A 25,155-nucleotide genomic window follows, 5' to 3' on the forward strand; every position below is an offset into this window, starting at 1 on the left:
GAACGTTTTGAGTCGCTTTAGCGTCTCAAGGGATGCGAATAATACACCCTTTATTTTTCGAGTCAACACTTTGTTTTAAACTTTCTTTTGGAAGATTTAAAACCGAAGTTTTATTTAACTCTCTGAGTAGTTGCTGCCTTGCTATGCTTCGGCGTTTCCCGTCTCAGTGGGGTCGCATTATAGGGAGCGGCGAATTTTACGCAAGCGTTATTTACACAAAATAGTAATTAAAATTAAGCCCCAAGCAAGCACACATGATAAGCACAAGTTACCCACAAAACCCTGTTGATAACTCTGCTTTTGAACTTTAAAACTAAACACTTTTAACCTGATGTGATAAGTTGCGGTCACTTTTTTAACTCATGTATTTAGGCAGTATCCATGACAGACATAATAAACAGTATAAGTGCCCTTCTATGGGGCCAAGTTCTCGTCTACTTATTAATAGCAGCAGGCCTCTTCTTTACTTTTCGACTAGGCTTTATTCAGTTTGTGCAATTTCCACATATGTTCAAAGTTATGTTTGGCTCTCGTAAATGTGCCGATAACGAAATTTCATCCTTTCAGGCTTTTTGTACTTCGTTAGCTGCCCGCGTTGGTACAGGCAATATGGCTGGTGTTGCTGTTGCCTTATACCTAGGTGGTCCGGGTGCTATTTTTTGGATGTGGCTTATTGCATTAATAGGTATGGCTACAAGCTTTGCTGAAAGTACTTTAGCTCAGGCTTATAAAACAAAGGATGTTGAAGGCAATTTTAGAGGTGGCCCTGCTTATTATATGCAAAACGGTTTAGGTAAACGCTGGATGGGAACTTTATTCTCGCTATGCTTAATTTTAGCCTTTGGTTTGGTATTTAACGCCGTACAGTCAAACTCTATTGCTGCAGCATTTGAAGTAGCGTTTGATGTACCTAAGTATATAGTAGGCATTTGCTTGGTTATTGGCTCTGGTATTATTATTTTTGGTGGTTTGAAAACGATTTCTCGTTTTGCCGAAATGGTTGTGCCATTTATGGCATTAGCTTACTTGTTAGTGGCTCTTTATGTATGTGCTATTAACTTTACTGCACTCCCGGATGTACTCGCCCTTATTATAAAGAGTGCTTTTGGTATTGAACAAGCTGGTGCAGGTGCAATTGGTTATGGTGTTACACAAGCTATGATCCAAGGTATAAAGCGTGGCTTATTCTCAAACGAAGCAGGTATGGGTAGTGCAGCTAATGCCGCAGCTACTGCTACACCTTACCCGCCTCATCCAGCATCACAAGGTTATGTGCAAATGCTAGGTGTATTTATTGATACTATTGTTATTTGTACAGCGACTGCTTCTCTTATTTTACTATCGCAGCAATTAATACCTGAATCTGGTGTTATGGGGATTGAACTTACACAAGCAGCATTACAAGAACATGTCGGCGACTGGGGTACTTACTTTATTGCCATTGCTATATTGTTTTTTGCTTTTACTTCTATTGTGGCTAATTACTCTTACGCTGAAACAAATTTAATGTTTTTAGAGCACAACTCTAATAAAGGTATGTTTATCTTTAGACTTGTTGTTTTAGGTATGGTGATGTTTGGCGCTGTTGGTGAGCTTGGTTTAATTTGGACGCTGGCAGATATATCAATGGGTTTGATGGCTATTGTAAACGTTATAGCGTTATTTATGCTTTCAGGTGTTGTTGTATGGCTTTCTAAAGATTATAACGAGCAACGCAAGAAAGGCCTAATACCTACCTTTGATAAGAGTAAACATCCTAAACTTGCTAAAGAGGTCGATCCCGAGGCCTGGAAATAAACAATAAACAGCGAGCTACGGCTCGCTTTTTTAGTTCTAAAAATAACAAATATTACGCTTAACCATCTCATTTCTTATAAATAAAAAGTTATATTAATTTTAAAACTATTTTATATTTAATTACGTAGGATATTTGAATTAAGTTATCTATAAAAAGGAGACCCGATGGATGACATAACAAAAAAATACAGTATAGACACTACTGATTACCAAGTTGGGCAAGATAATGTACAAAAGTGGGGATTTGATATCCATAACCCAGTATTTGGCATAAGCGCTTTCTTAGTTGTTTTATTTGTAATACTTACCCTAGTTTTTGACCCTACCGTTACCCGTGATGCACTAACCTCGACTAAAGACGCCATAATTAATCAATTTGATAGTTACTTTATGTTACTAGCCAATGCTTTTGTAATATTTTGCGTTATTTTAGCATTCTCTCCTTTGGGTAAAATTCGTTTAGGCGGCGTAAAAGCTCGTCCAGAACATGGCTATATGTCGTGGCTTTCAATGCTGTTTGCAGCAGGAATGGGTATTGGCTTACTGTTTTGGGGAGTTGCTGAGCCAACTGCATATTATACTGGTTGGTATCATATCCCTATGGGCGTTGAGCCAAACTCACCGCAAGCACACTCATTAGCTTTGGGTGCAACCATGTACCACTGGGGTTTACATGGGTGGGCGATTTACGCTGTTGTTGGATTAAGCTTGGCTTTTTTTGCATTTAATAAAGGCCTTCCTTTATCTATACGTTCTGTTTTTTATCCATTATTTGGTGATCGTGCCTGGGGGTGGCTTGGTCATATCATCGATATACTCGCTGTACTGTCTACTTTATTTGGTTTAGCTACATCGCTAGGCCTTGGCGCTCAACAAGCTACCAGCGGGATAAATTATCTGTTAGGCACTGATTATGGGACTGCTTTTCAAATATCTGTTATTGGTTTAGTAACGTGTATTGCAATTTTCTCTGTTATTAGAGGTATTGAGGGCGGTGTTAAAGTACTGAGCAATGTTAATTTAATTTGTGCATTTATTTTATTATTAGTTGTTATTGCCCTTACTTTCTCTGATGCAATTACTGCTGTTTGGTTTACCCTTGGGGCGTACGCAGAACACTTTGTAACTTTAAGCAATCCTTTTAATAGACCCGATGAAGATTGGATGCACTCTTGGACTGTGTTTTATTGGGCATGGTGGATATCATGGTCGCCGTTTGTTGGGATGTTTATTGCTCGAGTTTCAAAGGGGCGCACTGTACGCGAGTTTTTACTCGTCGTCATTGGCCTACCAACGCTTCTTAGTTTGGTTTGGATGGGGGTATTCGGAAATATGGCAATTACACAAGTTATAGATAAAGTTGGCCCACTTGGACAAAATGGTTTAACTGATATCTCAGTGACTTTATTTCAGGTATACGAGCAGTTACCACTTTCAAGTTTTATTTCTATTATTTCTATAGCACTCGTTTTGGTATTTTTTATAACGTCGTCTGATTCAGGATCGCTTGTAATAGATGGTATAACTGCGGGCGGTAAAATAGATGCACCAGTGCCACAACGTATATTTTGGGCTACAGTCGAAGGTGTGATTGCAGCAGTATTGCTTTGGGTTGGTGGCTCGCAAGCATTGCAAGCGCTTCAGTCGGGCGTAGTTACTACAGCTTTGCCGTTTTCAATAGTACTTATTTTAATGTGTATTGCGCTTATTCAAGGCTTGTTGAGCGAGTATCCAATTTACAAAGCTCAGAGTAAACTGCAATAACAATTTATCCTTTATAAGCGATCCTCAAGGGTCGCTTATAAAACATTAGCAATTCGTATAACTAAGTACTAAACGCATTTCTTATACTCCTATCTTAAATTTATTTTAGACACCGCACTTCTATTACATTCATTAATGCCACCCCTCGTTAAAACTTAGCTATTTTTAGAGAGCAAACCTTACGTTAGCAGAATTAAAAGCATTTGATTTACTAAAACATAGGTGCAGGAGTAATTGCCAAGAAAATTGAATTGCCAGCGTTCTGATTTTTTCTTTGTTATTAACAGGTGCTCTTATTCACAACTAATTATACCAATTCAGTTAATTTAACCAGATTGGATAAAAGCATTAACGGTTAAATACAAACTGGCAGCTTTATAAATGTATGATGATGAAACTTTAAGATATTAAAAAAATAGATATTAAAGGTAAGTAGGTATTAAAAATAAGATTGGGAATCTAAATAAGGATAATTTTTGAATATTTTAAAAATAGAAGTGATTTAGAATTTAAATGAATTTTATCTGAGGATTTTAGTAAAAATGGTGCCCGAGGCCGGACTTGAACCGGCACGACTTGTTAGTCGAGGGATTTTAAATCCCTTGTGTCTACCAATTCCACCACTCGGGCATCGAGTTTGCTAATTAAAGCGTGTGGAGTAAATTATATGGAGGCGGAACCCGGAGTCGAACCGAGGTAAACGGATTTGCAATCCGGTGCATGGCCACTCTGCCATTCCGCCTAAATGTATCCAAATAATTTGGAGCGGTACACGAGGCTCGAACTCGTGACCTCGACCTTGGCAAGGTCGCGCTCTACCAACTGAGCTAGTACCGCAAAATACTGTTTTATTAACTTTAAATTATCTTGGTAAAATAATTTAAAGTGGTGCCCGAGGCCGGACTTGAACCGGCACGACTTGTTAGTCGAGGGATTTTAAATCCCTTGTGTCTACCAATTCCACCACTCGGGCATCGAGTTTGCTATTAAAAGCAAGTGGATAAAACTAATATGGAGCGGTACACGAGGCTCGAACTCGTGACCTCGACCTTGGCAAGGTCGCGCTCTACCAACTGAGCTAGTACCGCATCATATTAATTCTAAATTAATCATTTTATAAATTACACTTGGTAATGCAATTAAACCACATAGTGGTGCCCGAGGCCGGACTTGAACCGGCACGACTTGTTAGTCGAGGGATTTTAAATCCCTTGTGTCTACCAATTCCACCACTCGGGCATCGAGTTTGCTAATTAAAGCGTGTGGAGTGTTGAAATGGAGGCGGAACCCGGAGTCGAACCGAGGTAGACGGATTTGCAATCCGGTGCATGGCCACTCTGCCATTCCGCCCCAGTACGGGGTATTAACCTTAAGATAAACTTGGAGCGGTACACGAGGCTCGAACTCGTGACCTCGACCTTGGCAAGGTCGCGCTCTACCAACTGAGCTAGTACCGCATTTTATTTATCAGTTATTTGAATTAGCACATGATGATTTATGTGAACATTCAGGTAACTGATTAATTACCATTTTGTTTATCTCGGGGGCTATGCCCTCTCAACACGGACGCATTCTACAGAGATTATTAAACGCGTCAATACAAAAAATGCTAGTTTTGAACTGTTTGCTTGTTTTTTATCTAAAACGGTGCGTTATTATACATTTAGAGTTAATTTTTAGTCAATTCACCCCATGCTGCACGTAAATATTGCATCATAGAACTCAAGGTTAAAAAGGTTGCAATGTACAGTAGTCCAAAACTTAAATAGTTCATCCATGTATCATATTGCCAAATCAAACCGATAATGGCTAACATTTGTGCAGCCGTCTTAATTTTACCCATGTTTGATACAGCGACATTACCACGCTTACCCTGCTCTGCCATCCATTCACGAAGTGCAGATATTATAATTTCACGGCTTATTATAATAAGAGCAGGTATAGTCATGTACATTGACTGGTACTGATCAGATAACGCTACAAGTGCCGCACATACCATTACTTTATCAGCAACAGGATCTAGAAAAGCACCAAAAGGGGTTGATTGCTCAAGCTTTCTTGCTAAATAACCGTCTAGTATATCGGTGATTGATGCAAGCCAAAAAATAAAGGCGGCAGCAAAAAATGCCCAGCTATAAGGCAAATAAAATATCACCAAAAAAACGGGGATAAGAAAAAGTCTAAATGTTGTAAGTGTGTTTGGAATATTCCACATAACTACTTGGATATGTCTTTTTGGCTATATTCGCATGAAGGGCTAGCCCTTGTCATGCAAATGGTTAAATATCTTCTCAGCCATGTCAGGGCTGATCCCAGGAACTTTCTTTAACTGTTCTATATTAGCAGCTTTTACACCTTGCATGCCCCCTAAATATTTTAATAATGTTTGGCGACGCTTAGAACCTACTCCATTTATTTCTTCTAATAGTGATTGTGTTCGTTGTTTTTGTCGTTTATTACGATGCCCAGCAATTGCAAAACGGTGAGACTCATCACGTATATGCTGAATCAAATGAAGCGCAGGTGCATCTGAATCCATCGGAATGGTTTTGCGTCCACCGTCAATCAATAGTGTTTCAAGCCCGGGTTTGCGACTCGTTCCTTTTGCAACACCTACTAATAAAGGCATTTTTGTGTGCGGCCAATTAGAAAAATACTGCTCAGCGCGCCCTAACTGCCCCTTACCACCATCAATAAAGATAACGTCTGGAATTTTGTCTTCGTCTACTAACTTGTTATAGCGTTTGTTAAGTGCAAATTCCATTGCAGCATAATCATCGCCACCAGTTATACCTGTTACGTTGTAGCGCCTATACTCTTTTGTATTTGGGCCTTGTGAGTCAAATACAACACAACTTGCAACGGTGTTCTCCCCCATGGTGTGGCTTATATCAAAACACTCCATTCGGGTAATATCGTCAAGTCGCAGTGTTGCTTTTAATTGTGCATAACGTTTATTAATAGAGTCTTGGGTACTTTGTTTAACCGCAATACTGTTTAATGCATTTTTATTGGCCAGTTGTAGGTATTGCGCACGCTCACCCCGAGTGACAACTTTAAGAGTTACTTTACGTTCACTTATTTGTGAGAGTGCTTCGCCGAGCGCCGCGCTTTCTTCTATTTCAAACGGTAATATGATTTCTTTTGCAATACGCCCTGTTGCACCTGGCGCTAAATAGTATTGTCCTAAAAATGAGGTCAATATTTCTTGTTCACTCGAATCTTTAGGTACTTTTGGAAAATAGGTTTTACTACCCAGCACTTTATGATCGCGGATCATTAATAAATGAATACCGTTTAACCCGTTTAAATGCGCAAAACCGACAACATCCATTTCTGCAAAGTTACCAGAAATAGACTGTTGCTCCTGCATTTTACGAAGTAGCATTATTTGGTCGCGAACTTTTGCCGCTAATTCAAAGTTTAGCTGCAGGCTGGCTGCTTCCATTTTTTTTATTAAATCAGCAATAACTTCGTGAGATTTACCTGTTAAAAATTTACGAACATAATCAACCTGCTCGCTGTAATCATCATCCGTTACTTTATTTACACAGGGAGCTGAGCAACGTTTAAGTTGATATTGCAGACACGGGCGACTTCTTGCGCGGTAATAAGCATCTTCACATTGACGAACAGGAAATATTTTTTGCATTAAGCGCAAGCTTTCAGATACCGCTCCTGCGCTTGGGAAAGGCCCAAAGTACTCGCCTTTAATTTTACGACTGCCACGATGAAACGCTAAACGTGGGTGTTTATGGCTAGTTAGTAAAATATAGGGGTACGACTTATCGTCGCGCAATAATATGTTGTAGCGAGGCTGATATTTTTTTATTAGGTTATTTTCAAGCAGCAGCGCTTCGGTTTCAGTATTGGTGAGAGTGACTTCAATGTCACTAATATTACTCACTAAAACGCGTGTTTTGCTATCGGTAATATTACTTCTAAAGTAACTACTTACACGTTTTTTTAAGTGCTTGGCTTTACCAACATAAATAACTTGGCTGTCACTATCAAGCATTCGGTATACACCCGGCTCGCTTGATAGCGTTTTGAGAAAATGTACGTGATCAAATTCAGACATAAATTATAGTTAGTACGAAACGTCTATATCAATCATTTTATGACGAATAGCTAAATGGGTAAGCTCAACATCGCCACCTACATTTAACTTTTCAAACATACGGTAGCGATAGCTATTTACTGTTTTAGAGCTTAGATTTAAACGCTCTGCTATATCTTGTGCTTTTTCACCTTTGGTGATCATAAGCATAATTTGCAGCTCTCGCTCAGATAAACTCTGAAAAGGGTTTTCATCGGTACGGCCTGTCACTTGCGCAAGTGCTATCTGCTGTGCAATTTCAGGGGCAATATAACGCTGACCAGCATGAACGCAACGAATTGCACGAACCATTTCGTCAGAGCCTGCACCTTTAGTTAAAAAGCCATGCGCGCCAATTTGCATTACCTTGCTCGGAAACGGATCCTCACAATTAACAGTAAGCACAATAATTTTTACATCAGGACAGTAACGACAAATCTTTTTAGTCGCTTCTAATCCGCCCATGCCTGGCATATTCATATCCATTAATACTATGTTTGGCGCATGCTGACGACAAAACTGTACAGCCTCTTCGCCAGTTTTAGCTTCGCCAATTACTTTAAACCCTCGTACGTCATCAAGAATACGCTTGATTCCTGTTCGTACAAGTTCATGGTCATCAACTAAAAGTACATTAATCAATGGAACATCCTCACTTACCTAACAATATGCAATTTAATTAAATTAATTTGCCACAGTAACATACATAAAGCGAAACAATAATTAATATTATTGCCTCGCTCTAATAGTTTAAGCTGACGATTTTTCGCTAAATCTGTCAACCCATAACGCAATGATACCATCACCCGTTACATTACACGCAGTACCAAAGCTATCTTGTGCTAAATAAAGTGCAATCATTAATGCTACAGCACCTTCATTAAACCCAAGCATGCTTGTTAATAAACCAAGCGCCGACATGACTGCACCACCTGGAGCACCTGGAGCTGCAATCATTACTACACCTAACATCATAATAAATGGCAGCATACCCATTAATGAAGGAACTTCCATGCTTGGCGATAAAAACATAACAGCCATTGCACAGGTTACTATTGTTATAGTTGAGCCAGATAAGTGAATAGTCGCGCAAAGCGGCACAGTAAAATTAGCTACATCTTCTTTAACATTATTTGCCTTACTTGATTGTAGCGATACTGGAATAGTTGCTGCACTCGACATAGTACCTAACGCAGTAAAGTAAGCTGGGAGCATATTTTTAACTAATTCGATTGGATTACGTTTTAACAATATACCTGTCGCTATATATAAAACGCTTAACCATAACCAATGCATAACAAGCGCAGCAACTAGTACTACACCAAATGTTTGCAATGTATCAACCACAGTGCCCGCTACCGTCATTTCGGCAAATACGCCAGCAATGTAAAATGGTAAAGCAGGTATAATTACTTTTGATAATAACCCGTCAATTACATCTCGCCCCTGATCAGACACCTTTTTAAGTGTATCAAGTTCTAATTGGCTCATGCCTATACCAAATACAAAAGCAGTCACTAATGCGGTCATTACACCCATCAGAGGTGGAATTTCTAAATCAATAAAACTGCCAATTTCAGTTGCAACTTCAGCTTCAAAAGTAATGCCACCACTTAAAAAAGGTATTACAGCACTTACTAATAAAAATGCAAGCGTACCTGCAATAATGGTAGAGCTGTAAGCAAACCCGACTGTTTTACCAAGTAAGTGACCAGACCCTTTTGGTAGGCCAGCAATACCCGATGCAATAAAAAACAAAATGATAAGAGGGATGGTAAAGGAGATAATTTGACCAATTAGCTCTTTTACTGTGAATAAAAGTTCAACACCAGTGATAGGTACGTAGAGTCCGACCAAAATACCGGCCACAATACCGGCAATTAATTTTAAGATTAACTTCATTGTGATTGCTTAATTGAATTTAGATACGTGTTTTTATCATGTTTTAGACGCATTGTGTGATAAAACTATTCAAGTTACATTTATATGCACAAATAACGAACAAATACAGCTTAATCTAGAGCTCTTTTGAACATTTTTTTACTAAACGAGTTTTTACTCTTTAAATCTCAAATTAAGCCCGCACCTACAATAACTAAAGCACCGTTAATAATTGATTTTTATTTCGACTGGTTATAAGCCCAATAAATATATGTTATAGCCAAACTTTACTTTAGTTTTTTTAAACTCACAGTAAAGTGTGTATGTATAGTTAGTAGCAAAGGCTATTAGCACGTTGATCAGATTGTATCCAAAGGAACATTATGTCTACTATTTTTGAAGATAACTCACTAACTATTGGTAATACGCCGCTAGTAAAACTTAATCGTGTTACGGGTGGGAATGTATACGCTAAAGTTGAATCTCGTAATCCAAGCTTTAGTATCAAATGCCGTATTGGTGCATCAATGATTTGGGAAGCTGAAAAGTCAGGTCAGCTTGTTGAAGGTAAAGAACTTATTGAGCCAACATCAGGTAACACTGGTATTGCACTTGCATTTGTTGCAGCTGCTCGTGGTTACAAGTTAACACTTACTATGCCAAACACTATGAGCCTAGAACGTCGCAAGCTATTAAAAGCACTAGGTGCAAACCTAGTACTTACCGACGGTGCTAAAGGTATGAATGGCGCAATCGAAAAAGCAAAAGAAATTCAAGCAACCGCACCTGATAAGTATATTTTATTACAACAATTTGAAAATCCTGCAAACCCTAAAATTCACTTTGAAACAACAGGCCCAGAAATTTACGATGCGCTTGACGGTAAAGTAGACTTTTTTGTAGCCGGTGTTGGCACTGGTGGTACTATTACAGGTGTTAGTCGTTACCTTAAAACAGAAAAAGGTTTAAACGTTAAGTCTATTGCAGTAGAGCCAACTAACTCTCCAGTTATTAGCCAAACGCTTGCCGGTGAAGAAATTAAACCAGGTCCTCATAAAATCCAAGGTATTGGTGCAGGCTTCATTCCTGGTAATCTGGATATGGATTTGATTGATGCAGCTGAGCTTGTATCTAACGAAGATGCAATTGCAATGGCGCATCAGTTAATGAAAAAAGAAGGTATTTTAGTCGGTATTTCGTCAGGTGCAGCGGTTGTTGCAGCTAAGCGAATTGCTGAAAAACCTGAAAACGCAGATAAAAATATTGTTGTTATCCTACCTAGTGCAACTGAGCGTTACTTATCAAGCCCAATGTTTGATGAAGAGTTTAGTGAACAAGAGCTAGTGCAATAAGCAATTCTAAAATTTTAAAAGGATGCTTTAGGCATCCTTTTTTATTATTTATTATCCAATTTTCTATTTATTGCCCCCCATACCTTTACATCTTCATAGATAAACCACACACTTTAAAAAAACTAATTAATAATAATTAATATGAAAAAAATCACGAGTTTATTAAGTTTGGTTCTCTGTTTATTTTTATCAGCCTGCGGTGACGATACCAAAACACTTGGCGACACTCCTGGCGATACAGCAACCGCTTATTTTGATGCGCTTTATAACCAGCAAGACCTTCAAAAAGCCAGCACCATGGCAACACCCAACCTTACACGCATAATGAAATCCTACGGTACTGCTAAACAGTTTTCCCGTAACTTAGTAAATATGCAATACGATGAAGTAACCATTGAAGTTGATATGACCAATATGAGCGTCCGTGAGCAATACGGTGATAATGCCAAAATAAACCTTATTTTTACCGGCTATTTAAATGGTGATAAAATTGACGAAATGCGCAGCGTAAAAATGCTTCGTAAAAAGGGGAAATGGTACATTGATAAAATTGTTGCCGACCCTTACGCTCGTTAAAAGAAATGAATTACACATAAAAAGGCCTTACATTTGTAAGGCCTTTTTGATCATGCTTGAGTTAGTATTTAAAGTAGTGCGCTACAGCTCACCAGGTTGAAAGTTATCAACTGCAATGGCTTTCTTACGTAGCTTATTAGCATGATGCATTGCATCAGCATCCGTTTGCTCTAACAACTTATTTTCAAGCGCATAATTTATAGCACCTTCAATATCAAGCGTTGCAGGCACACTGCCCTTACGCTGCCATTGTTTTAAGTCTTTAAACTGCGCTTGCATATCATGCATAGCTAAAAATGCGCTTTCCATGACCCCTGTACCTGCATTTTCATCTACATAACATAAATGCGTTAAGCGGTTTCTAAATACACCAGGTTGAGTCATACGCTCGCAAATACTTTGTGCTATTTCATCACTTGGTCTGTGGTAATGGTTTCCAAGCGGGAACACGATACGTTTAAGGATAAAATTAACAACCGGGTTTGAAAAGTTTTTAAAGAAGCCATTAAACGCTTGGCCAATTTCAAATAATGAGTTCTCAATTGCATATTTTACAAATGGTAAATCCGCTTGTTGGCGCCCTTCATCTTCATAACGTTTTAAAACAGTTGATGCTAAGTACAAATGACTTAATACATCACCCAAACGCGCTGATATCATTTCTTTACGTTTGAGCTCACCGCCAAGCATTAACATTGCAACGTCTGTACAAATAGCTAAGCCTCGGCTCATTCTACTCAGTTGTTTATAATAAATAGCCGTCTCACCACCTACAGGCGCTTTAGCAAAGTAGCTACGTGTTAAGCCATGCACAAATGCCATGCCTGCATTACTTGCTGCAAATAATATATGGTTCATTAATAAACCATCAAATTGTTCAAGTGCTGCGTCGTCATCTTCCATTGCAGCGGCTTCCATTTCTTTTAAAACAAATGGGTGGCAGCGCGTTGCACCTTGACCAAATATCATTAAATTACGCGTTAAAATATTCGCGCCTTCTACTGTAATTGATACTGGAATCCCCATATAGCCATGCGCCAAATAGTTATTAGGCCCTACTTGAATTCCTTTACCTGAATGAATATCCATTGCATCATTCATTACCGTACGACCCATTTCAGTCATATGGTATTTAGCAATCGCTGTTACAACCGACGGGCTTAATTTTAAATCAATCGCACCTGCGGTCATTAATCTACACGACTCAAGTGTGTAAGTTAAACCACCAATACGCGCAAGTGCCTCTTGCACGCCTTCAAATTGCCCTATAGATACACCAAACTGCTGGCGTACCATGGCATATGCCGATGTCATTTTTGAAGCTAAATGCCCAGTTGCTGCACTTAATGCTGGTAGTGATATTCCACGCCCTGCACTTAAACACTCAACAAGCATTCTCCAGCCACGCCCTGCACACTCTTGTCCACCAATGATCCAATCCAGTGGTATAAATACACCTTTACCGTAAGTGGTACCATTCATAAAGGCCATGTTAAGCGGATAATGACGCTCACCCGTTTCAACACCCGGATGATCGGTTGGTATAAGCGCACACGTTATACCTAGCTCTTTTTTATCACCTAATAAAGCGTCTGGATCATACATTTTAAATGCTAAGCCGAGTACAGTAGCCACTGGTGCAAGCGTAATGTAACGTTTTGACCAATTTAAACGCAGGCCCATTACTTGCTCGCCATTGTGCTCACCCATACACACAACGCCTGAATCAGGAATGCTGCCAGCATCAGAGCCCGCCTCTGGACCCGTTAGTGCAAAACAAGGAACATCTGTACCATCAGCTAAACTTGGCAGCCAACGATCTTGCTGCTCTTTAGTACCATAGTGAAGAAGTAACTCACCTGGACCTAAGCTATTAGGCACCATAACAGTGACTGCGGCTGTTAAGCTTTTAGTCGAAATTTTTGACACTATCGTTGAATTAGCAATTGCCGAGAACTCACGACCGCCAAATTTTTCAGGAATGATCAGCGCAAAAAAACCTTCTGTTTTTAGGTAATCCCACACTTCTTTTGGTAAGTCTTTGTCTTTTTGTACAATTTGATAATCATCAAGCATCCCCAATAAGGTTTCTACTTGGTTAGTCATAAATTCGTTTTCTTTATCGCTAAGCTCTGGTTTAGGAAAGCGGTGCAGTTTTTGCCAATCTGGGTTACCACTAAATAACTCACCATCCCACCAAACATCACCTGCTTCCATCGCCTCTCGCTCTGTTTGCGATAATGGCGGAAGCACCTTTTTGAACATTTTAAACGTAGGACGACTAATCAAGTTTAGGCGAATATCTTTAACCGCAAAAATAACCACCACCACGACCAGCAATATTATAAATATTAACATGCGCACATTCCTTACACATTGAATGAAAATAGTAACTTAATTATGACCCATCTTAATTTAAATACAATCATTGCACGACGAGTCGTGAGCCTTAACACATCCATTTTATTGTTTTAAACATCACTGCTATTATCAACGTTTTAATAACAATAAATTAAAGGAATAGCATGACCCCCTTTCGATTTAAACTAAGTATGAGCGCCTTAATGGTAGCAAGTACTCTTGCTTTAACGGCCTGCGATGCAGAAGTAACGATAGACACTACCGATTCAGCACACACTAAAAAAGCTGTAACAGCTAAAGTTGCAAAAACATTTATAACAAACACAGAAAAAGAACTAAGTGCACTTTATTTAGAATCGAGCCGTGCAGAATGGATTTACGCAAACTTTATTACTCATGATACGTCGGCTCTATCGGCTGAAGTTAACCGTAAAATGACCGAAACAGTCGTGCGTTTAGCCAATGAAGCTGCAAAATATGATGAACTAGAGCTTGATTACGATGCTCGCCGTAAACTTGATAAACTAAAACTCGCACTTACACTTCCTGCCCCACAAGACGCTGATAAAACAGCGCAACTTTCACAAATTGTCGCAGAGCTTGGCGGGCTATACGGTAAAGGTAAATACTGTAAAGAAGACGGCAGCTGTTTAAGCCTTGGCGACATGACTTCAAAAATGGCCACCAGCCGAGATTACAACGAACTGCTTGATTTATGGCAAGGCTGGCGTCAAATATCAAAACCTATGCGCTCACTTTACGAGCAACAAGTAGCACTTACCAACGAAGGTGCAAAAGAGCTTGGTTATGCCGATACGGGCGCTATGTGGCGCAGTAAATACGATATGCCTGCTGATGACTTCACCACCGAGCTTGACCGTATTTGGGGCCAAGTTAAACCACTGTATAACTCGCTACACTGCCATGTTCGCGCAAAGTTAGGTGAAAAGTATGGCACCGACAAAGTACCTCAAGATCAGCCTATACCAGCGCACTTACTTGGTAATATGTGGGCGCAAGCATGGGGTAATATTTACGATGTAGTTGCACCAGAAAACGCCGATCCGGGTTACGACGTAACCGAGTTATTAGCTCAAAATAATTACGACGAACTTAAAATGGTCAAAGGGGCAGAAAACTTTTTTACATCAATGGGTTTTGACGCACTACCAGAGACATTTTACGAGCGTTCATTGTTTGTAAAACCAAAAGACAGAGATGTGCAGTGTCATGCATCAGCATGGAATATCGATAGTAAAGACGATTTACGCATTAAAATGTGTATTCAGCGCACAGGCGAAGAGTTTTCAGTTATTCACCATGAATTAGGTCATAACTTTTATCAACGCGCTTATAATAAACAACCTTTATTTTATCAAGAAAGTGCAAACGATGGTTTTCATGAAGCCATTGGAGACACCATTGCCTTATCGGTTACACCGGGTTACTTAAAACAAATCGGCTTACTTGAACAAGTACCTGATGAATCTAAAGATATCGGTTTGTTGATGAAAATGGCACTTGATAAAGTCGCCTTTGTACCGTTTAGCTTAATGGTTGATCAGTGGCGCTGGCAGGTATTTTCAGGTGAAGTAGCCCCAGAGAACTACAATAAAGCTTGGTGGGAACTACGTGAAAAATACCAAGGAGTGCAAGCTCCTATCGCACGTAGCGAAAACGACTTTGATCCGGGTGCTAAGTACCACGTTCCGGGTAACACGCCTTATACACGTTACTTTTTAGCGCATATTTTACAATTTGAGTTTCATCGCAGCTTATGTGAAATTGCCGGTAACGATAAAGCCATTCATCGCTGCTCTATTTATAATTCAAAAGAAGCAGGGGATAGGCTAAACGCTATGCTTGAAATGGGTTCATCTCGCCCTTGGCAAGAAGCGCTTGAAACTGTAACAGGTAAGCCGCAAATGGATGCAACAGCAATGCTCGATTACTTTGCACCATTACAAACATATTTAGATAAACAAAACGAAGGTCGCAACTGCGGCTGGTAATAAAGTAATGCACTTGTACAAAAACGACAAAGCCCGCTAAATTTAGCGGGCTTTTTAATATTACTTTTGTATTAACTAAGTACGGGACTTAATTAAAACTGAAAACGCATGTTAGCAAAGTACGCATCGTTATCAGAATCATCAGCGTTGTTTTCGTAACCCACCTTTACACCAATATTTTTATTGATGAAGTGTTGAGCACCAAAGCTATAAGTATCTTGCTTATTGTAGTTAGCAAATACAGATGTTGCTTTTGAGAAGTAGTAGTTAGTTTCTGCTACCCATTGGTTTTCTGCATCATCAATACTTTCGTATTTACCTTCAAATGTTAGGTAGTTACCTTGCTGTAAATCAATAAAGTATTTAGCCGCAACTGCGCGGTAATCAAAGTCGTCGTCTGATGTAAGTGTAACACCTACGTAATCTGTGCTGTTAAGCATGTAGTTGTAAGCTAAATCAAATAATGCGTAATCATCGCCGTCTTTGTTTTCAACTAGTGTTACTTTTGCAAGTAAATCAGGGTTGAAAAAGTAACCACCCGTCAGTTTATAAAGCTCACGGTTAGAGCCTGAATCTAGGTCTGTATTCTCGTAAGATGCACCAACAACAAACTCATTAATAAAGTATTCGCCGCCAACTTTTGTAACATCATCAGAGTCGTCATCAGCGTAGCCACCATATACGTTAGTTTGTTTATTGATGTATTCAAACTGATCGTACGGGCCTAAAGTTTTTTTAGGAGATAAATAGTAAATAGAATCTACAGCAACAGTATCGTTGTTATCGCTATTTTTGTAGCTTAGGTTACTAATTGAATTATAGCTGTCTGCAGCAGCCGCAGTGCTAGATAATAAAATGCTCGAAATAATAACTGCTAATTTTTTCATTGTAAGACTTCCCTATGTACATTGCTTTTTATGCTCTAGCTGTATTGCTAAAGTCGAGGCACATGCTAACGTTAGGAAACTGAATGAAAACTTAACTAACCAGTTGTATTTATTAAGTTAATTGTAAGGATGTGTTGTAAACTGTAAAATTAAAGTAGTTGCAACATCTAGTCAACAACTACTTAAAACATGTACCGTATTAAAGCGCGTGTTGGCTAATAATACGGTAAACATCGTTAATATTATCGCCAGACTTAAACTCTTTACTAATTGGTGTTGGATCTGAGCCAACCCATATTTTTAGCTCGGCATCTAAGTCAAAATGCCCTGCGCTCTCTTTACTAAATTTGGTTATTTTAGAGTAAGCAACACTCACCATTTCCATTTTAGAACCGGTCATACCTTGCTTATCAATTAAGATTAAGCGCTTATTAGTAAAAATAAACATATCACGTACTACTTTATATGCCTTTTCTACTTGTTCACCGTCAATTAATGTATTGGCGAGGATTTTCTCTAAATCAGAATCGTCAACTTCGCTTGCATTACCCATAAGTCCGCTAAGTAAACCCATTATACTTTCTCCTGTTTAAATATTTGATTCTCTAATGTGTGACCATTAACTAACTGCCTGTACTTCCAATTGTGCTGATGACAAAAACTCAGCAGTGCAATATCAAGCGGCTCACCTGTTGGCTGATACTCAACTACATATTCTTTATGTTGGCTCATATACACCCGGCTCACCCCTGCAATTGCTTGAAGCTGTTGCTCAACATTTTGATAAGCCTCGCTTAGCATTAATGTATAAAAGTGTTTATCGGTATTATTAGTTTTTGTTTGGTGCTCGCTTAGTACGCCTTTATCTAAATGAAGTACCTGTGAGCATAGTCGCTCAAGCTCAGTTAAATCGTGAGAGCTTAAAATAAATGTAGCCTGCTCACTTAATTCAGATACTAGCTCACGTACTTCTCTGGCATGAATCGGATCAAGCCCTGCGGTTGCTTCATCAAGCATTACAATTTGTGGTGAACCAATAAGTGCTTGCGCTATCGTAACGCGCTTGCGCATACCGTGCGATAAGTCACCGGCACGCTGCTTTGCAATTTCTTTTAAGCCAACTAAATCAAGTACACGTAGCGCCTCAGTTTGGCTTTGCTTTGCCCCCATACCTTGTAGTTTTGCATAAAAGGCGAGTTGCTTGTCTATATTAAAACGAGGGTCAAGTTGTGCATCTTGCGGTAATGCACTTACTTTATTAAATAAAGCAGCACTACCTGGTTTATGCCCTAATATTTCAAGGCTGCCTTTACTTGGCGCTATATAGCCGCACAACAAACTAAATAAGGTAGTTTTACCCGCACCATTTGGCCCAACAAGCGCCACTGGCGCGCCTTTGTTAATTTCAAAGTCCACATTATTAAGCGCAAGTTTTGCACCATACGATTTACTCAAACCGCTAGCTGTAATTAATGGTCTCATAGTGAGCTCCTTGCAAAAATACGTTGAGCAACGCTTAGTAGCACCGCAGTTTGCACAAGGGGAATAGCAACAGCGCTTAATAATGGTAAATTTTGCCCCGCTAATAACTCTATTTGCACACCCGGAAATAAATAATCAAGCAAGCCTAATGCGGGTATTTGCCATTGCAATATACCAACTACAATACCGCCTGCTGCAAAATATAAAATAGCCAATACAATAGATAAGCGCGATGAGCGAGCAAAAGTATTTATTAACGTCATAAGTGCTACAAATGGGCACAGAGTAATCACTAATATTAAAAATATAGAAAGTGCACGGGCAAAACCACCAGCCAGTAAACTTGGATCTCTAAACCCTAGTACAGCGAGCGTAGCCACAAGAGTAATGCCCACTAAGCAGGCTAATACCGCTAGCTGCCCTAAAAAACGGCCAAACAGTATTTCAAAGCGAGTGGAGCGCAGTGATAAAAACCTCAGTGTGCCACGCTCTCTGTCGCCTACTGTTTGATCGCTACAAATAAATAAACCAAAAACGGGAAAGCTATACAGGGCTATTAACCAGTACATAGCAAATTCGGCCTCAGGCCAATCTAATAACTTACTTAAACCAATAGATCCTGATATATCACGGGCTATTTGCTCAAAATCGGGCGCACTTACAATGCCTACTGCTTGTCCTATTGGGTAGCGCAGTATGATTAGCCAAACCAATGCAAAGGCAGCTAATGCAATAAGTCCACGTTTAGTTAAAAACATACGTACAAGCTCAAATCCCGCTATTTGCGTTAATCGCCCTACGTTTATCGGTAATAGTGTTGCCATTGACTATCCTTAATGACTTTTTATTTTCTGTGTATTTATCCACACTAAGTGTAAACACCTTGAATTACCAGCAAAAAAAAGCCCACCTATGGTGAGCTTTGTAACAATACATTTAAATGTAACAGCATAAATTGCGATATATATTATAAATGCTGCTTATAAACCTCAAGTGCTTGGCTTAAATCGCTAATTAAATCTTCAACATCTTCAAGGCCAATATGCAGGCGAATAACCGGGCCTAAATCCCAACCTGTATTTGAACGTAGCCCTTTCATAGTTAAATTAGCCGTTACCAAACTTTCAAAACCGCCCCATGAAAAGCCCATTTTGATATGCTCAAGGCTATCTAAAAAGGCATCAATCGCTTTTTGATTGCCGGTTTTCATAACAAATGAAAACAACCCATTACTGCCATCAAAGTCACGTTTAAAAAACTCATGCCCTGGGCAGCTTTCAAATGCAGGGTGTCGAATATGATCAACAAGCTCATGTTGCTCGAGCCATTTAGCTACTTCTATTGCTGCTTTTTCATGTTGATTTAAACGCACACCCATTGTACGCAGGCCTCTAAGTGCTAAATACGCATCATCGGCACTGGTACATTGCCCTAGTAAGTATGAGTTTTCGCGCAAGGTTGGCCAATACTTTTTATTAGCAACAGCCACCCCCATCATCACGTCTGAATGGCCAACAATATACTTTGTTGCAGCTTGAATACTAATATCAACACCGTGCTCTAACGGGCGATAATGCAGACCGTTACCGTAGGTATTATCAAGCATGGTCATTACGTTGTGCTCATTGGCTACTTTTACCATAGCGGGCACATCTTGCACTTCCATCGTAATAGAGCCTGGAGATTCTAAAAACAACACTTTAGTATTTGGCTGAATGTAATCTTTAATACCTGCGCCAATGGTTGGCGGGTAATAGGTTGTTGTAATACCCAGCCCCACTAAAATTTTATCGCAAAAATCGCGAGTTGGTTCGTATACGTTATCAACCATTAAAATATGATCACCGGTTTTTAAAAACGATAAAAATACTTGGCTGATCGCCGCAGCGCCACAAGGGTACAATGCACACCCTTCGCCGCCTTCAAGTTCTGTAATCGCTTCTTGTAGCGCAAAGTGTGTTGTTGTTCCTCGGCGCCCATAAAATAACGTTTTATCGCCACGGGTTTTAGCTGCTTCTTTTAAATCGGCTACAGTATCAAATACAATGGTAGATGCACGCTGTACAACGGGATTGACTACGCCATGTGTATAGGCTTTTTTTCGCCCTGATGATACCAGCTGAGTGTTTTTATTACTTTTACTCGACATTGTTAATCCTTAAGGGTTTGTGCGCCAATGCTCAATTAAATAACGAGAGATAGAATCGGTTCTAGGCAGCTTTAAATGCTCGCCGTCTTCGTGCCAATTACCAAATTGCTCTAAGTCTTCACGGCTAAACCATTTTGCATCGTCTAGCTCTTCTTTATCTACGTTAATTTGTTCAGATGTCGCCTGTGCAAAAAAACCAAGCATAATGGACGATGGGAACGGCCAAGGCTGAGATGCAACATAACGTACGTTATCAACCTCTATACCTGCCTCTTCTTTAACTTCACGTGCAACAGCTTGTTCCAGTGTCTCCCCTGGGTCTACAAATCCAGCAAGCGACGAATACATACCGATAGGCCACGCAGCTTGGCGACCTAATAAACAGCGTTCTACTCCGTCAGCAAAGACTTTAGTAACAACCATAATTACCGCAGGATCGGTACGAGGGAATGTAGGATGCTTACAGTTTTCGTTTTCACATACACGAGAATGCCCTGCTTCCACTGAACGGTTTTTACTACCGCAGCGCCCACAAAAACGGTGCGTGGCATGCCAATAACATAAACCTCTCGCAAGGGCGGCTATTGAGGCATATTTAATGGTTACTTGAGGCCCATATTGGCGAATATCAAAAAATTGAGCGCCCTCTATTAAAGGCGTAAGTACTCTTTCATCCAGATCAGATACATCCAATGCAAACACACCATGTTTAGCATTATTTAAACCAACAAAAATAGCACTCGTTAAATCTAAATGCGCCACTTGTTGATACGTTAAATAGCTTACTTTAGGGGTATCTTTAATAAATAGGGTTTGATTGTTTTTAACTAAAACCCATTTACTTTGCGCCGACATTTGCGCTTTAAGCCACGATGGGTCTTTACGAAAATTTGAGCCTCTATCTAGTGGCATGTTGCTGTAATGAAGCATGTAAGTCCTTGGTAACTCGTTATGCTTTAAAATTACCATAATCATTTAGCAAACCCAATTGATTACAGTAATAAAAAAAGCCTATATAGGGCTTAATTCATCTATTACGGCTTTGTATTAAAATCTCTCATGTTGCAGGCACTTAGCTTGCATTTTTTTAACTATTTTTTGCTATTAAAGTAGCAAAGTATTATCAATTAAATGAAATTGCTCAGCGCTTTGTTTTAATACCTCAGCGGTTAACCGGTCAGCACCGTAAACATCGCACGGTACATTATATTGATTTTTTAAATGCCCAAGTAACAAGGCAAAGTCACCATCGCCAGAGAGCAAAATAACCTTATCAAGATTTTTACCCTGCTCTAACATGTCTATTGTTATGCCTACATCCCAATCGCCTTTAGCACTTCCATCACGACGTTGAATAAATGGCTTTAGCTTTACGTCAAAACCAATCGCACGCAAAATATTCTGAAACTGATTTTGCTTTTCATCCCCTCGATAAATAGCATACGCAAAAGCACACTCAATATTGTATTGCGCCTCCATCATTCGCCAAAACGCATTGTAGTCAAAATTTTTCCCGTAACTCTCACGGCACGTGTAATAAATATTTTGCACATCAACAAAAATACCGACCCGTGGTTTCGTGCTTTGCTGCTCGTTTTGTAAAGTCATTTAGTGTCCTAGTGAGGATTAATAGCAATAAAAGTAACGTTATAAAATAAGTGTACCTTGCAATTTATATTTAAGTAACCTAAATTAGTTACATACCCTTATGTAACTAATATTGGTTACATATTAAAAAGTAACCATTTTGAGATTTTTATGATTGGTGTGATCAGCGGCGATATTATTAAATCGCAAACAATCCCTAAGCAGCAATACGATGCCATGCTTTATCAACTAGAGCAAAGTTTGCGAAACATTTCGGGTGAGCAAACCCTTTGGAATATATACCGAGGCGATGCCTTTCAGTTACAAGTTAACAATCCTGAGCTCCTTTTTAAAAATGCCTTACTTGTATATTTACACCTTAAATCGTCAGGTTATGAACTACGACAAAGCTTGGCACTTGGGCAAATAGATAACCCACGCAGCGATATAAAAACAGCAACCGGTTCTGCTTTTACTCTTTCGGGGCAAGGCCTTGATAAAATAGGCAATCAACGCTTTGTTTTTAATATTAACGAGCAGCAGCTCGATGAAAGCTTAAATCTTAATTTAGCCTTTGCCGACGTATTGCTCACTAAAATCACACAAAAACAAGCAAATGCCCTGTATGTCTATTTAACATCACCAGACAACAGCCACGCGGCACTGGCTAAAGAGCTTAAAACAAGTCGCGAAAACGTAACCAAACTACTAAATTTAGCGCACTACCAACTTATAGAACGCTTTATTAAGCACACACAACACGTTATAAAAAATATAATTAAAGGAGGTGAATAATGGAATTTTCACTTTTACTGGTCGCGCTTATTATTGGCCACTTACTCGCTGATTTTTACTGGCAACCTATGAGTTGGGTAAACGACAGAAATACCCGTCACTTTAAAGCCAGTAAGCTTTATTTTCATGTACTAGTGCATGGTGTAACAAGTGCACTCATTATTACCCTGTGGGAATACACATTCGGGTGGCAGCAACTAAGCAGTGTTTTAATTGCCACGGCGAGCATTATGCTGAGCCATTACTTTATTGATATAGCTAAATCGTATTCTGATAAAGGCGTGGTGCCTTTTTTACTAGATCAAATAGCGCACATACTCGTTATTATTGCGCTCAGTATTTGGTTAACTGATAACAGTAGCTTTATGGCTGCAATTAAAAATATGCTCACTGATCCCAAAATACTGTGGGTGGTATGCGGTTATTTAATTATTTTAAGTCCCAGCGCCGTATTTATAAGAATGATGTTAGAGCGTTTAACAAGTAACTTTTCAAGTACTGGTAGCTTACCACTTGCAGGGCAAAGCATTGGTATGCTTGAGCGCGTACTAATGCTGAGCTTTATATTGCTTGATCAATTTGCAGGGCTTGGCTTTTTACTTGCGGCAAAGTCAGTATTTAGGTTTGGCGATTTAAGTGCAAGTAAAGATAAAAAACTTACCGAGTACGTTATGCTCGGCACATTACTTAGCGTAAGTGTTACTTTATTTGTCGGCTTGGGTATTAACTATTTAATCAGGCAGGCAATACAGTAAGTACAAATTACAGACAATAAAAAACGCGCTTCTTCTATTTAATTAAAGAAGGGAGCGCGTTTTTTGTATCTGCCTTTAACTAAATTCTAAATTAATTAAACGCTAGTGCAATCACTAATAATGATTAATCGCTATTGGTGCGACGACGGCGTTGGCCATTACCGCCAACAGATTCACGCTTTGCCCATGGGTTTTGCGCGCTGTCATCTGTTTTAGCTGCTGGCTTTTTAGAACCACCACGGCGTGGGCCGGTACCATTACCACCATTGTTCGGCTTTTTGCTGTTAGGCTTGCTGCTATCAGATTTAGGCTTATTAAAAGGCTGCTTTTTCTTAGGCTTTTTAGCCGGCAGTGGGCGAGCATCTAATGCGCGCTCTGCTACTGGGTTAATAGGCTCAAAACCGTCTTCTTCAGCACGTGGAATAAGCTCACCAATAAAGCGTTCAATACCGTATAAATCAACAGCATCATCAACCGTTACAAACGAAATCGCATGACCCGACGCACCAGCACGGCCTGTACGGCCAATACGGTGAACGTAATCTTCATATACATTTGGCAAATCGTAGTTAACAACATGCGGTAATTCAACAATGTCTAAGCCACGTGCAACAATGTCTGTTGCTACTAATACGCGTACTTCACCACTTTTAAAACCATCAAGTGCTTTAACACGTGCGCCTTGTGATTTATTACCATGGATGGCCGCGCCTACAATGTCATCGCGTTCAAGTTGTTTAACTAAGCGGTTAGCACCGTGCTTTGTACGGCTAAACACTAATACTTGTTGCCAATCGTTAGTGCGAATTAAGTGGCTTAGCAATGCTGTTTTACGTGTTTTATCTACCGCGTAAACGCACTGAGTAACACTTTTTGCAGTGGTATTTTTTGCTGCAACTGAAATTTCAACTGGGTCATTAATTAACCCTTTTGCTAATGCACGAATTTCATCTGAAAATGTAGCCGAAAACATCAAGTTTTGACGTTTAGCAGGCATTTTAGCAATTAAGCGTTTAATATCGTGAATAAAGCCCATGTCTAACATGCGGTCAGCTTCATCGAGTACAAGCACTTCAACGCTATCAAACTTAACGGCATTTTGATTATGTAAATCAATTAAACGACCCGGCGTTGCTACTAAAATATCAACACCTTTACGAAGACGCTGCATTTGTGGGTTAATTTTAACGCCACCGTAAACTACAAACGAGCTCACATCCGAATGCTTAGCGTACTCTTCAACGTTTTCGCTTACTTGCAAAGCAAGCTCACGTGTAGGCGTTAAAATAAGTGCACGTACGTGGTTACTTTTAGCTTTAGGGCCAGAAGACAAACGTTCAATAAGTGGTAATGTAAAACCTGCTGTTTTACCAGTACCCGTTTGCGCTGCCGCCATAACATCACGGCGTTCAATAATTGCAGGAATTGCTTGAGCCTGAATCGGCGTTGGCGTTTCATAGCCCTTTTCTAAAACCGCATTAACCAAAGACTGTGATAAACCTAAACCTTCAAAACTCATATAAACTCTCTTTTAAATTAGGCTACATTAGCCAGTTGCGCGCATTATACCTGTAGTAGCTAAGAATGCATGCCATTATTTACGTTGCGAGCAATTGAGCATAGCTTAATAAAATTAAACCTGTGATCAAGTTGCTTAA

The 25,155-nt window shown here is 39.5% G+C and carries 20 protein-coding genes and 8 tRNA genes; 7 read left to right on the plus strand and 21 right to left on the minus strand.

Annotated features, from left to right (window positions below):
• Window positions 1–381: 381 nt before the first annotated feature.
• Both H4J63_RS08490 and H4J63_RS08495 read left to right on the plus strand, forming a co-directional pair.
• Window positions 382–1,797: a sodium:alanine symporter family protein gene (locus H4J63_RS08490; RefSeq protein ID WP_182195962.1), complete on the plus strand. Its 1,416-nt coding sequence runs from the start codon at window positions 382–384 to the stop codon at window positions 1,795–1,797.
• A 165-nt stretch (window positions 1,798–1,962) separates the two neighbouring features.
• Window positions 1,963–3,561: a BCCT family transporter gene (locus H4J63_RS08495; protein ID WP_182195964.1), complete on the plus strand. Its 1,599-nt coding sequence runs from the start codon at window positions 1,963–1,965 to the stop codon at window positions 3,559–3,561.
• Between the two features lie 543 nt (window positions 3,562–4,104).
• Here H4J63_RS08495 and H4J63_RS08500 read toward each other — a convergent pair.
• The 12 genes from H4J63_RS08500 to H4J63_RS08555 form a co-directional block, all read right to left on the minus strand.
• A tRNA-Leu gene (locus tag H4J63_RS08500) sits at window positions 4,105–4,191 on the minus strand.
• Between the two features lie 38 nt (window positions 4,192–4,229).
• Window positions 4,230–4,303: transfer RNA gene (locus tag H4J63_RS08505), tRNA-Cys, on the minus strand.
• 19 nt (window positions 4,304–4,322) lie between these two features.
• Window positions 4,323–4,398: transfer RNA gene (locus H4J63_RS08510), tRNA-Gly, on the minus strand.
• Window positions 4,399–4,447: 49 nt separating this feature from the next.
• Window positions 4,448–4,534, minus strand: a tRNA-Leu gene (locus tag H4J63_RS08515).
• A 39-nt stretch (window positions 4,535–4,573) separates the two neighbouring features.
• A tRNA-Gly gene (locus H4J63_RS08520) sits at window positions 4,574–4,649 on the minus strand.
• Window positions 4,650–4,713: 64 nt separating this feature from the next.
• Window positions 4,714–4,800 (minus strand) — tRNA-Leu (locus H4J63_RS08525).
• Window positions 4,801–4,837: 37 nt separating this feature from the next.
• Window positions 4,838–4,911 (minus strand) — tRNA-Cys (locus H4J63_RS08530).
• Between the two features lie 31 nt (window positions 4,912–4,942).
• A tRNA-Gly gene (locus H4J63_RS08535) sits at window positions 4,943–5,018 on the minus strand.
• 212 nt (window positions 5,019–5,230) lie between these two features.
• On the minus strand, window positions 5,231–5,776 hold the full coding sequence (gene pgsA, locus H4J63_RS08540; protein WP_032827134.1) for a CDP-diacylglycerol--glycerol-3-phosphate 3-phosphatidyltransferase: 546 nt from the start codon (window positions 5,774–5,776) through the stop codon (window positions 5,231–5,233).
• 42 nt (window positions 5,777–5,818) lie between these two features.
• Window positions 5,819–7,642, minus strand: a complete 1,824-nt coding sequence (gene uvrC / locus H4J63_RS08545) for an excinuclease ABC subunit UvrC (protein ID WP_024599811.1) — start codon at window positions 7,640–7,642, stop codon at window positions 5,819–5,821.
• A gap of 9 nt (window positions 7,643–7,651) precedes the next feature.
• Window positions 7,652–8,302: a UvrY/SirA/GacA family response regulator transcription factor gene (uvrY, locus tag H4J63_RS08550; RefSeq protein ID WP_007377972.1), complete on the minus strand. Its 651-nt coding sequence runs from the start codon at window positions 8,300–8,302 to the stop codon at window positions 7,652–7,654.
• A gap of 108 nt (window positions 8,303–8,410) precedes the next feature.
• Window positions 8,411–9,562 (minus strand): dicarboxylate/amino acid:cation symporter, encoded by a 1,152-nt coding sequence (locus H4J63_RS08555; RefSeq protein ID WP_024599812.1) that lies wholly within the window; start codon window positions 9,560–9,562, stop codon window positions 8,411–8,413.
• A gap of 362 nt (window positions 9,563–9,924) precedes the next feature.
• Here H4J63_RS08555 and cysK point away from each other — a divergent pair, with 362 nt between their 5' ends.
• Window positions 9,925–10,893, plus strand: a complete 969-nt coding sequence (gene cysK / locus H4J63_RS08560; protein WP_024599813.1) for a cysteine synthase A — start codon at window positions 9,925–9,927, stop codon at window positions 10,891–10,893.
• Window positions 10,894–11,034: 141 nt separating this feature from the next.
• The gene (locus tag H4J63_RS08565) at window positions 11,035–11,469 is read left to right on the plus strand and encodes a hypothetical protein (RefSeq protein WP_024599814.1); all 435 of its coding nucleotides are present in this window, start codon (window positions 11,035–11,037) and stop codon (window positions 11,467–11,469) included.
• An 81-nt stretch (window positions 11,470–11,550) separates the two neighbouring features.
• Here the strand turns inward: H4J63_RS08565 and H4J63_RS08570 are convergent, their stop codons facing one another.
• Window positions 11,551–13,827, minus strand: coding sequence for an acyl-CoA dehydrogenase (locus tag H4J63_RS08570; protein ID WP_182195966.1), 2,277 nt, complete (start codon window positions 13,825–13,827; stop codon window positions 11,551–11,553).
• A 167-nt stretch (window positions 13,828–13,994) separates the two neighbouring features.
• On the opposite strand from H4J63_RS08570, the gene H4J63_RS08575 reads away from it, so the two are divergent.
• Window positions 13,995–15,842 (plus strand): M2 family metallopeptidase, encoded by a 1,848-nt coding sequence (locus tag H4J63_RS08575; protein ID WP_182195969.1) that lies wholly within the window; start codon window positions 13,995–13,997, stop codon window positions 15,840–15,842.
• A gap of 92 nt (window positions 15,843–15,934) precedes the next feature.
• Here H4J63_RS08575 and H4J63_RS08580 read toward each other — a convergent pair whose 3' ends face one another.
• From H4J63_RS08580 to H4J63_RS08610, 7 genes are all read right to left on the minus strand, one after another.
• On the minus strand, window positions 15,935–16,729 hold the full coding sequence (locus H4J63_RS08580) for a putative porin (protein ID WP_182195972.1): 795 nt from the start codon (window positions 16,727–16,729) through the stop codon (window positions 15,935–15,937).
• A 199-nt stretch (window positions 16,730–16,928) separates the two neighbouring features.
• Entirely contained in the window at window positions 16,929–17,303 is a 375-nt protein-coding gene (locus tag H4J63_RS08585; protein WP_024599818.1) for a PH domain-containing protein, read from the minus strand.
• Window positions 17,303–18,211, minus strand: coding sequence for an ABC transporter ATP-binding protein (locus H4J63_RS08590; RefSeq protein WP_170072922.1), 909 nt, complete (start codon window positions 18,209–18,211; stop codon window positions 17,303–17,305). Before H4J63_RS08590 ends, H4J63_RS08585 begins: the two co-directional genes overlap by 1 nt.
• Window positions 18,208–19,035, minus strand: a complete 828-nt coding sequence (locus H4J63_RS08595; protein WP_182195974.1) for an ABC transporter permease — start codon at window positions 19,033–19,035, stop codon at window positions 18,208–18,210. The genes H4J63_RS08590 and H4J63_RS08595 overlap by 4 nt, the downstream gene beginning before the upstream one ends.
• Window positions 19,036–19,178: 143 nt before the next feature.
• Window positions 19,179–20,360, minus strand: a complete 1,182-nt coding sequence (locus H4J63_RS08600; protein ID WP_024605559.1) for a cystathionine beta-lyase — start codon at window positions 20,358–20,360, stop codon at window positions 19,179–19,181.
• 9 nt (window positions 20,361–20,369) lie between these two features.
• On the minus strand, window positions 20,370–21,290 hold the full coding sequence (gene nudC / locus H4J63_RS08605) for an NAD(+) diphosphatase (protein WP_182196012.1): 921 nt from the start codon (window positions 21,288–21,290) through the stop codon (window positions 20,370–20,372).
• 174 nt (window positions 21,291–21,464) lie between these two features.
• Window positions 21,465–21,968: an NYN domain-containing protein gene (locus H4J63_RS08610; RefSeq protein ID WP_138585228.1), complete on the minus strand. Its 504-nt coding sequence runs from the start codon at window positions 21,966–21,968 to the stop codon at window positions 21,465–21,467.
• A 150-nt stretch (window positions 21,969–22,118) separates the two neighbouring features.
• Here H4J63_RS08610 and H4J63_RS08615 point away from each other — a divergent pair, with 150 nt between their 5' ends.
• On the plus strand, window positions 22,119–22,742 hold the full coding sequence (locus H4J63_RS08615) for a hypothetical protein (protein WP_024605557.1): 624 nt from the start codon (window positions 22,119–22,121) through the stop codon (window positions 22,740–22,742).
• Window positions 22,742–23,497 (plus strand): DUF3307 domain-containing protein, encoded by a 756-nt coding sequence (locus H4J63_RS08620; RefSeq protein ID WP_024605556.1) that lies wholly within the window; start codon window positions 22,742–22,744, stop codon window positions 23,495–23,497. Before H4J63_RS08615 ends, H4J63_RS08620 begins: the two co-directional genes overlap by 1 nt.
• A gap of 124 nt (window positions 23,498–23,621) precedes the next feature.
• Here H4J63_RS08620 and H4J63_RS08625 read toward each other — a convergent pair whose 3' ends face one another.
• Window positions 23,622–25,016: a DEAD/DEAH box helicase gene (locus tag H4J63_RS08625; RefSeq protein WP_024605555.1), complete on the minus strand. Its 1,395-nt coding sequence runs from the start codon at window positions 25,014–25,016 to the stop codon at window positions 23,622–23,624.
• Window positions 25,017–25,155 lie beyond the last annotated feature (139 nt).

This window comes from Pseudoalteromonas sp. 5Ae-yellow, from assembly GCF_014077565.1.
GTDB lineage: Bacteria > Pseudomonadota > Gammaproteobacteria > Enterobacterales > Alteromonadaceae > Pseudoalteromonas.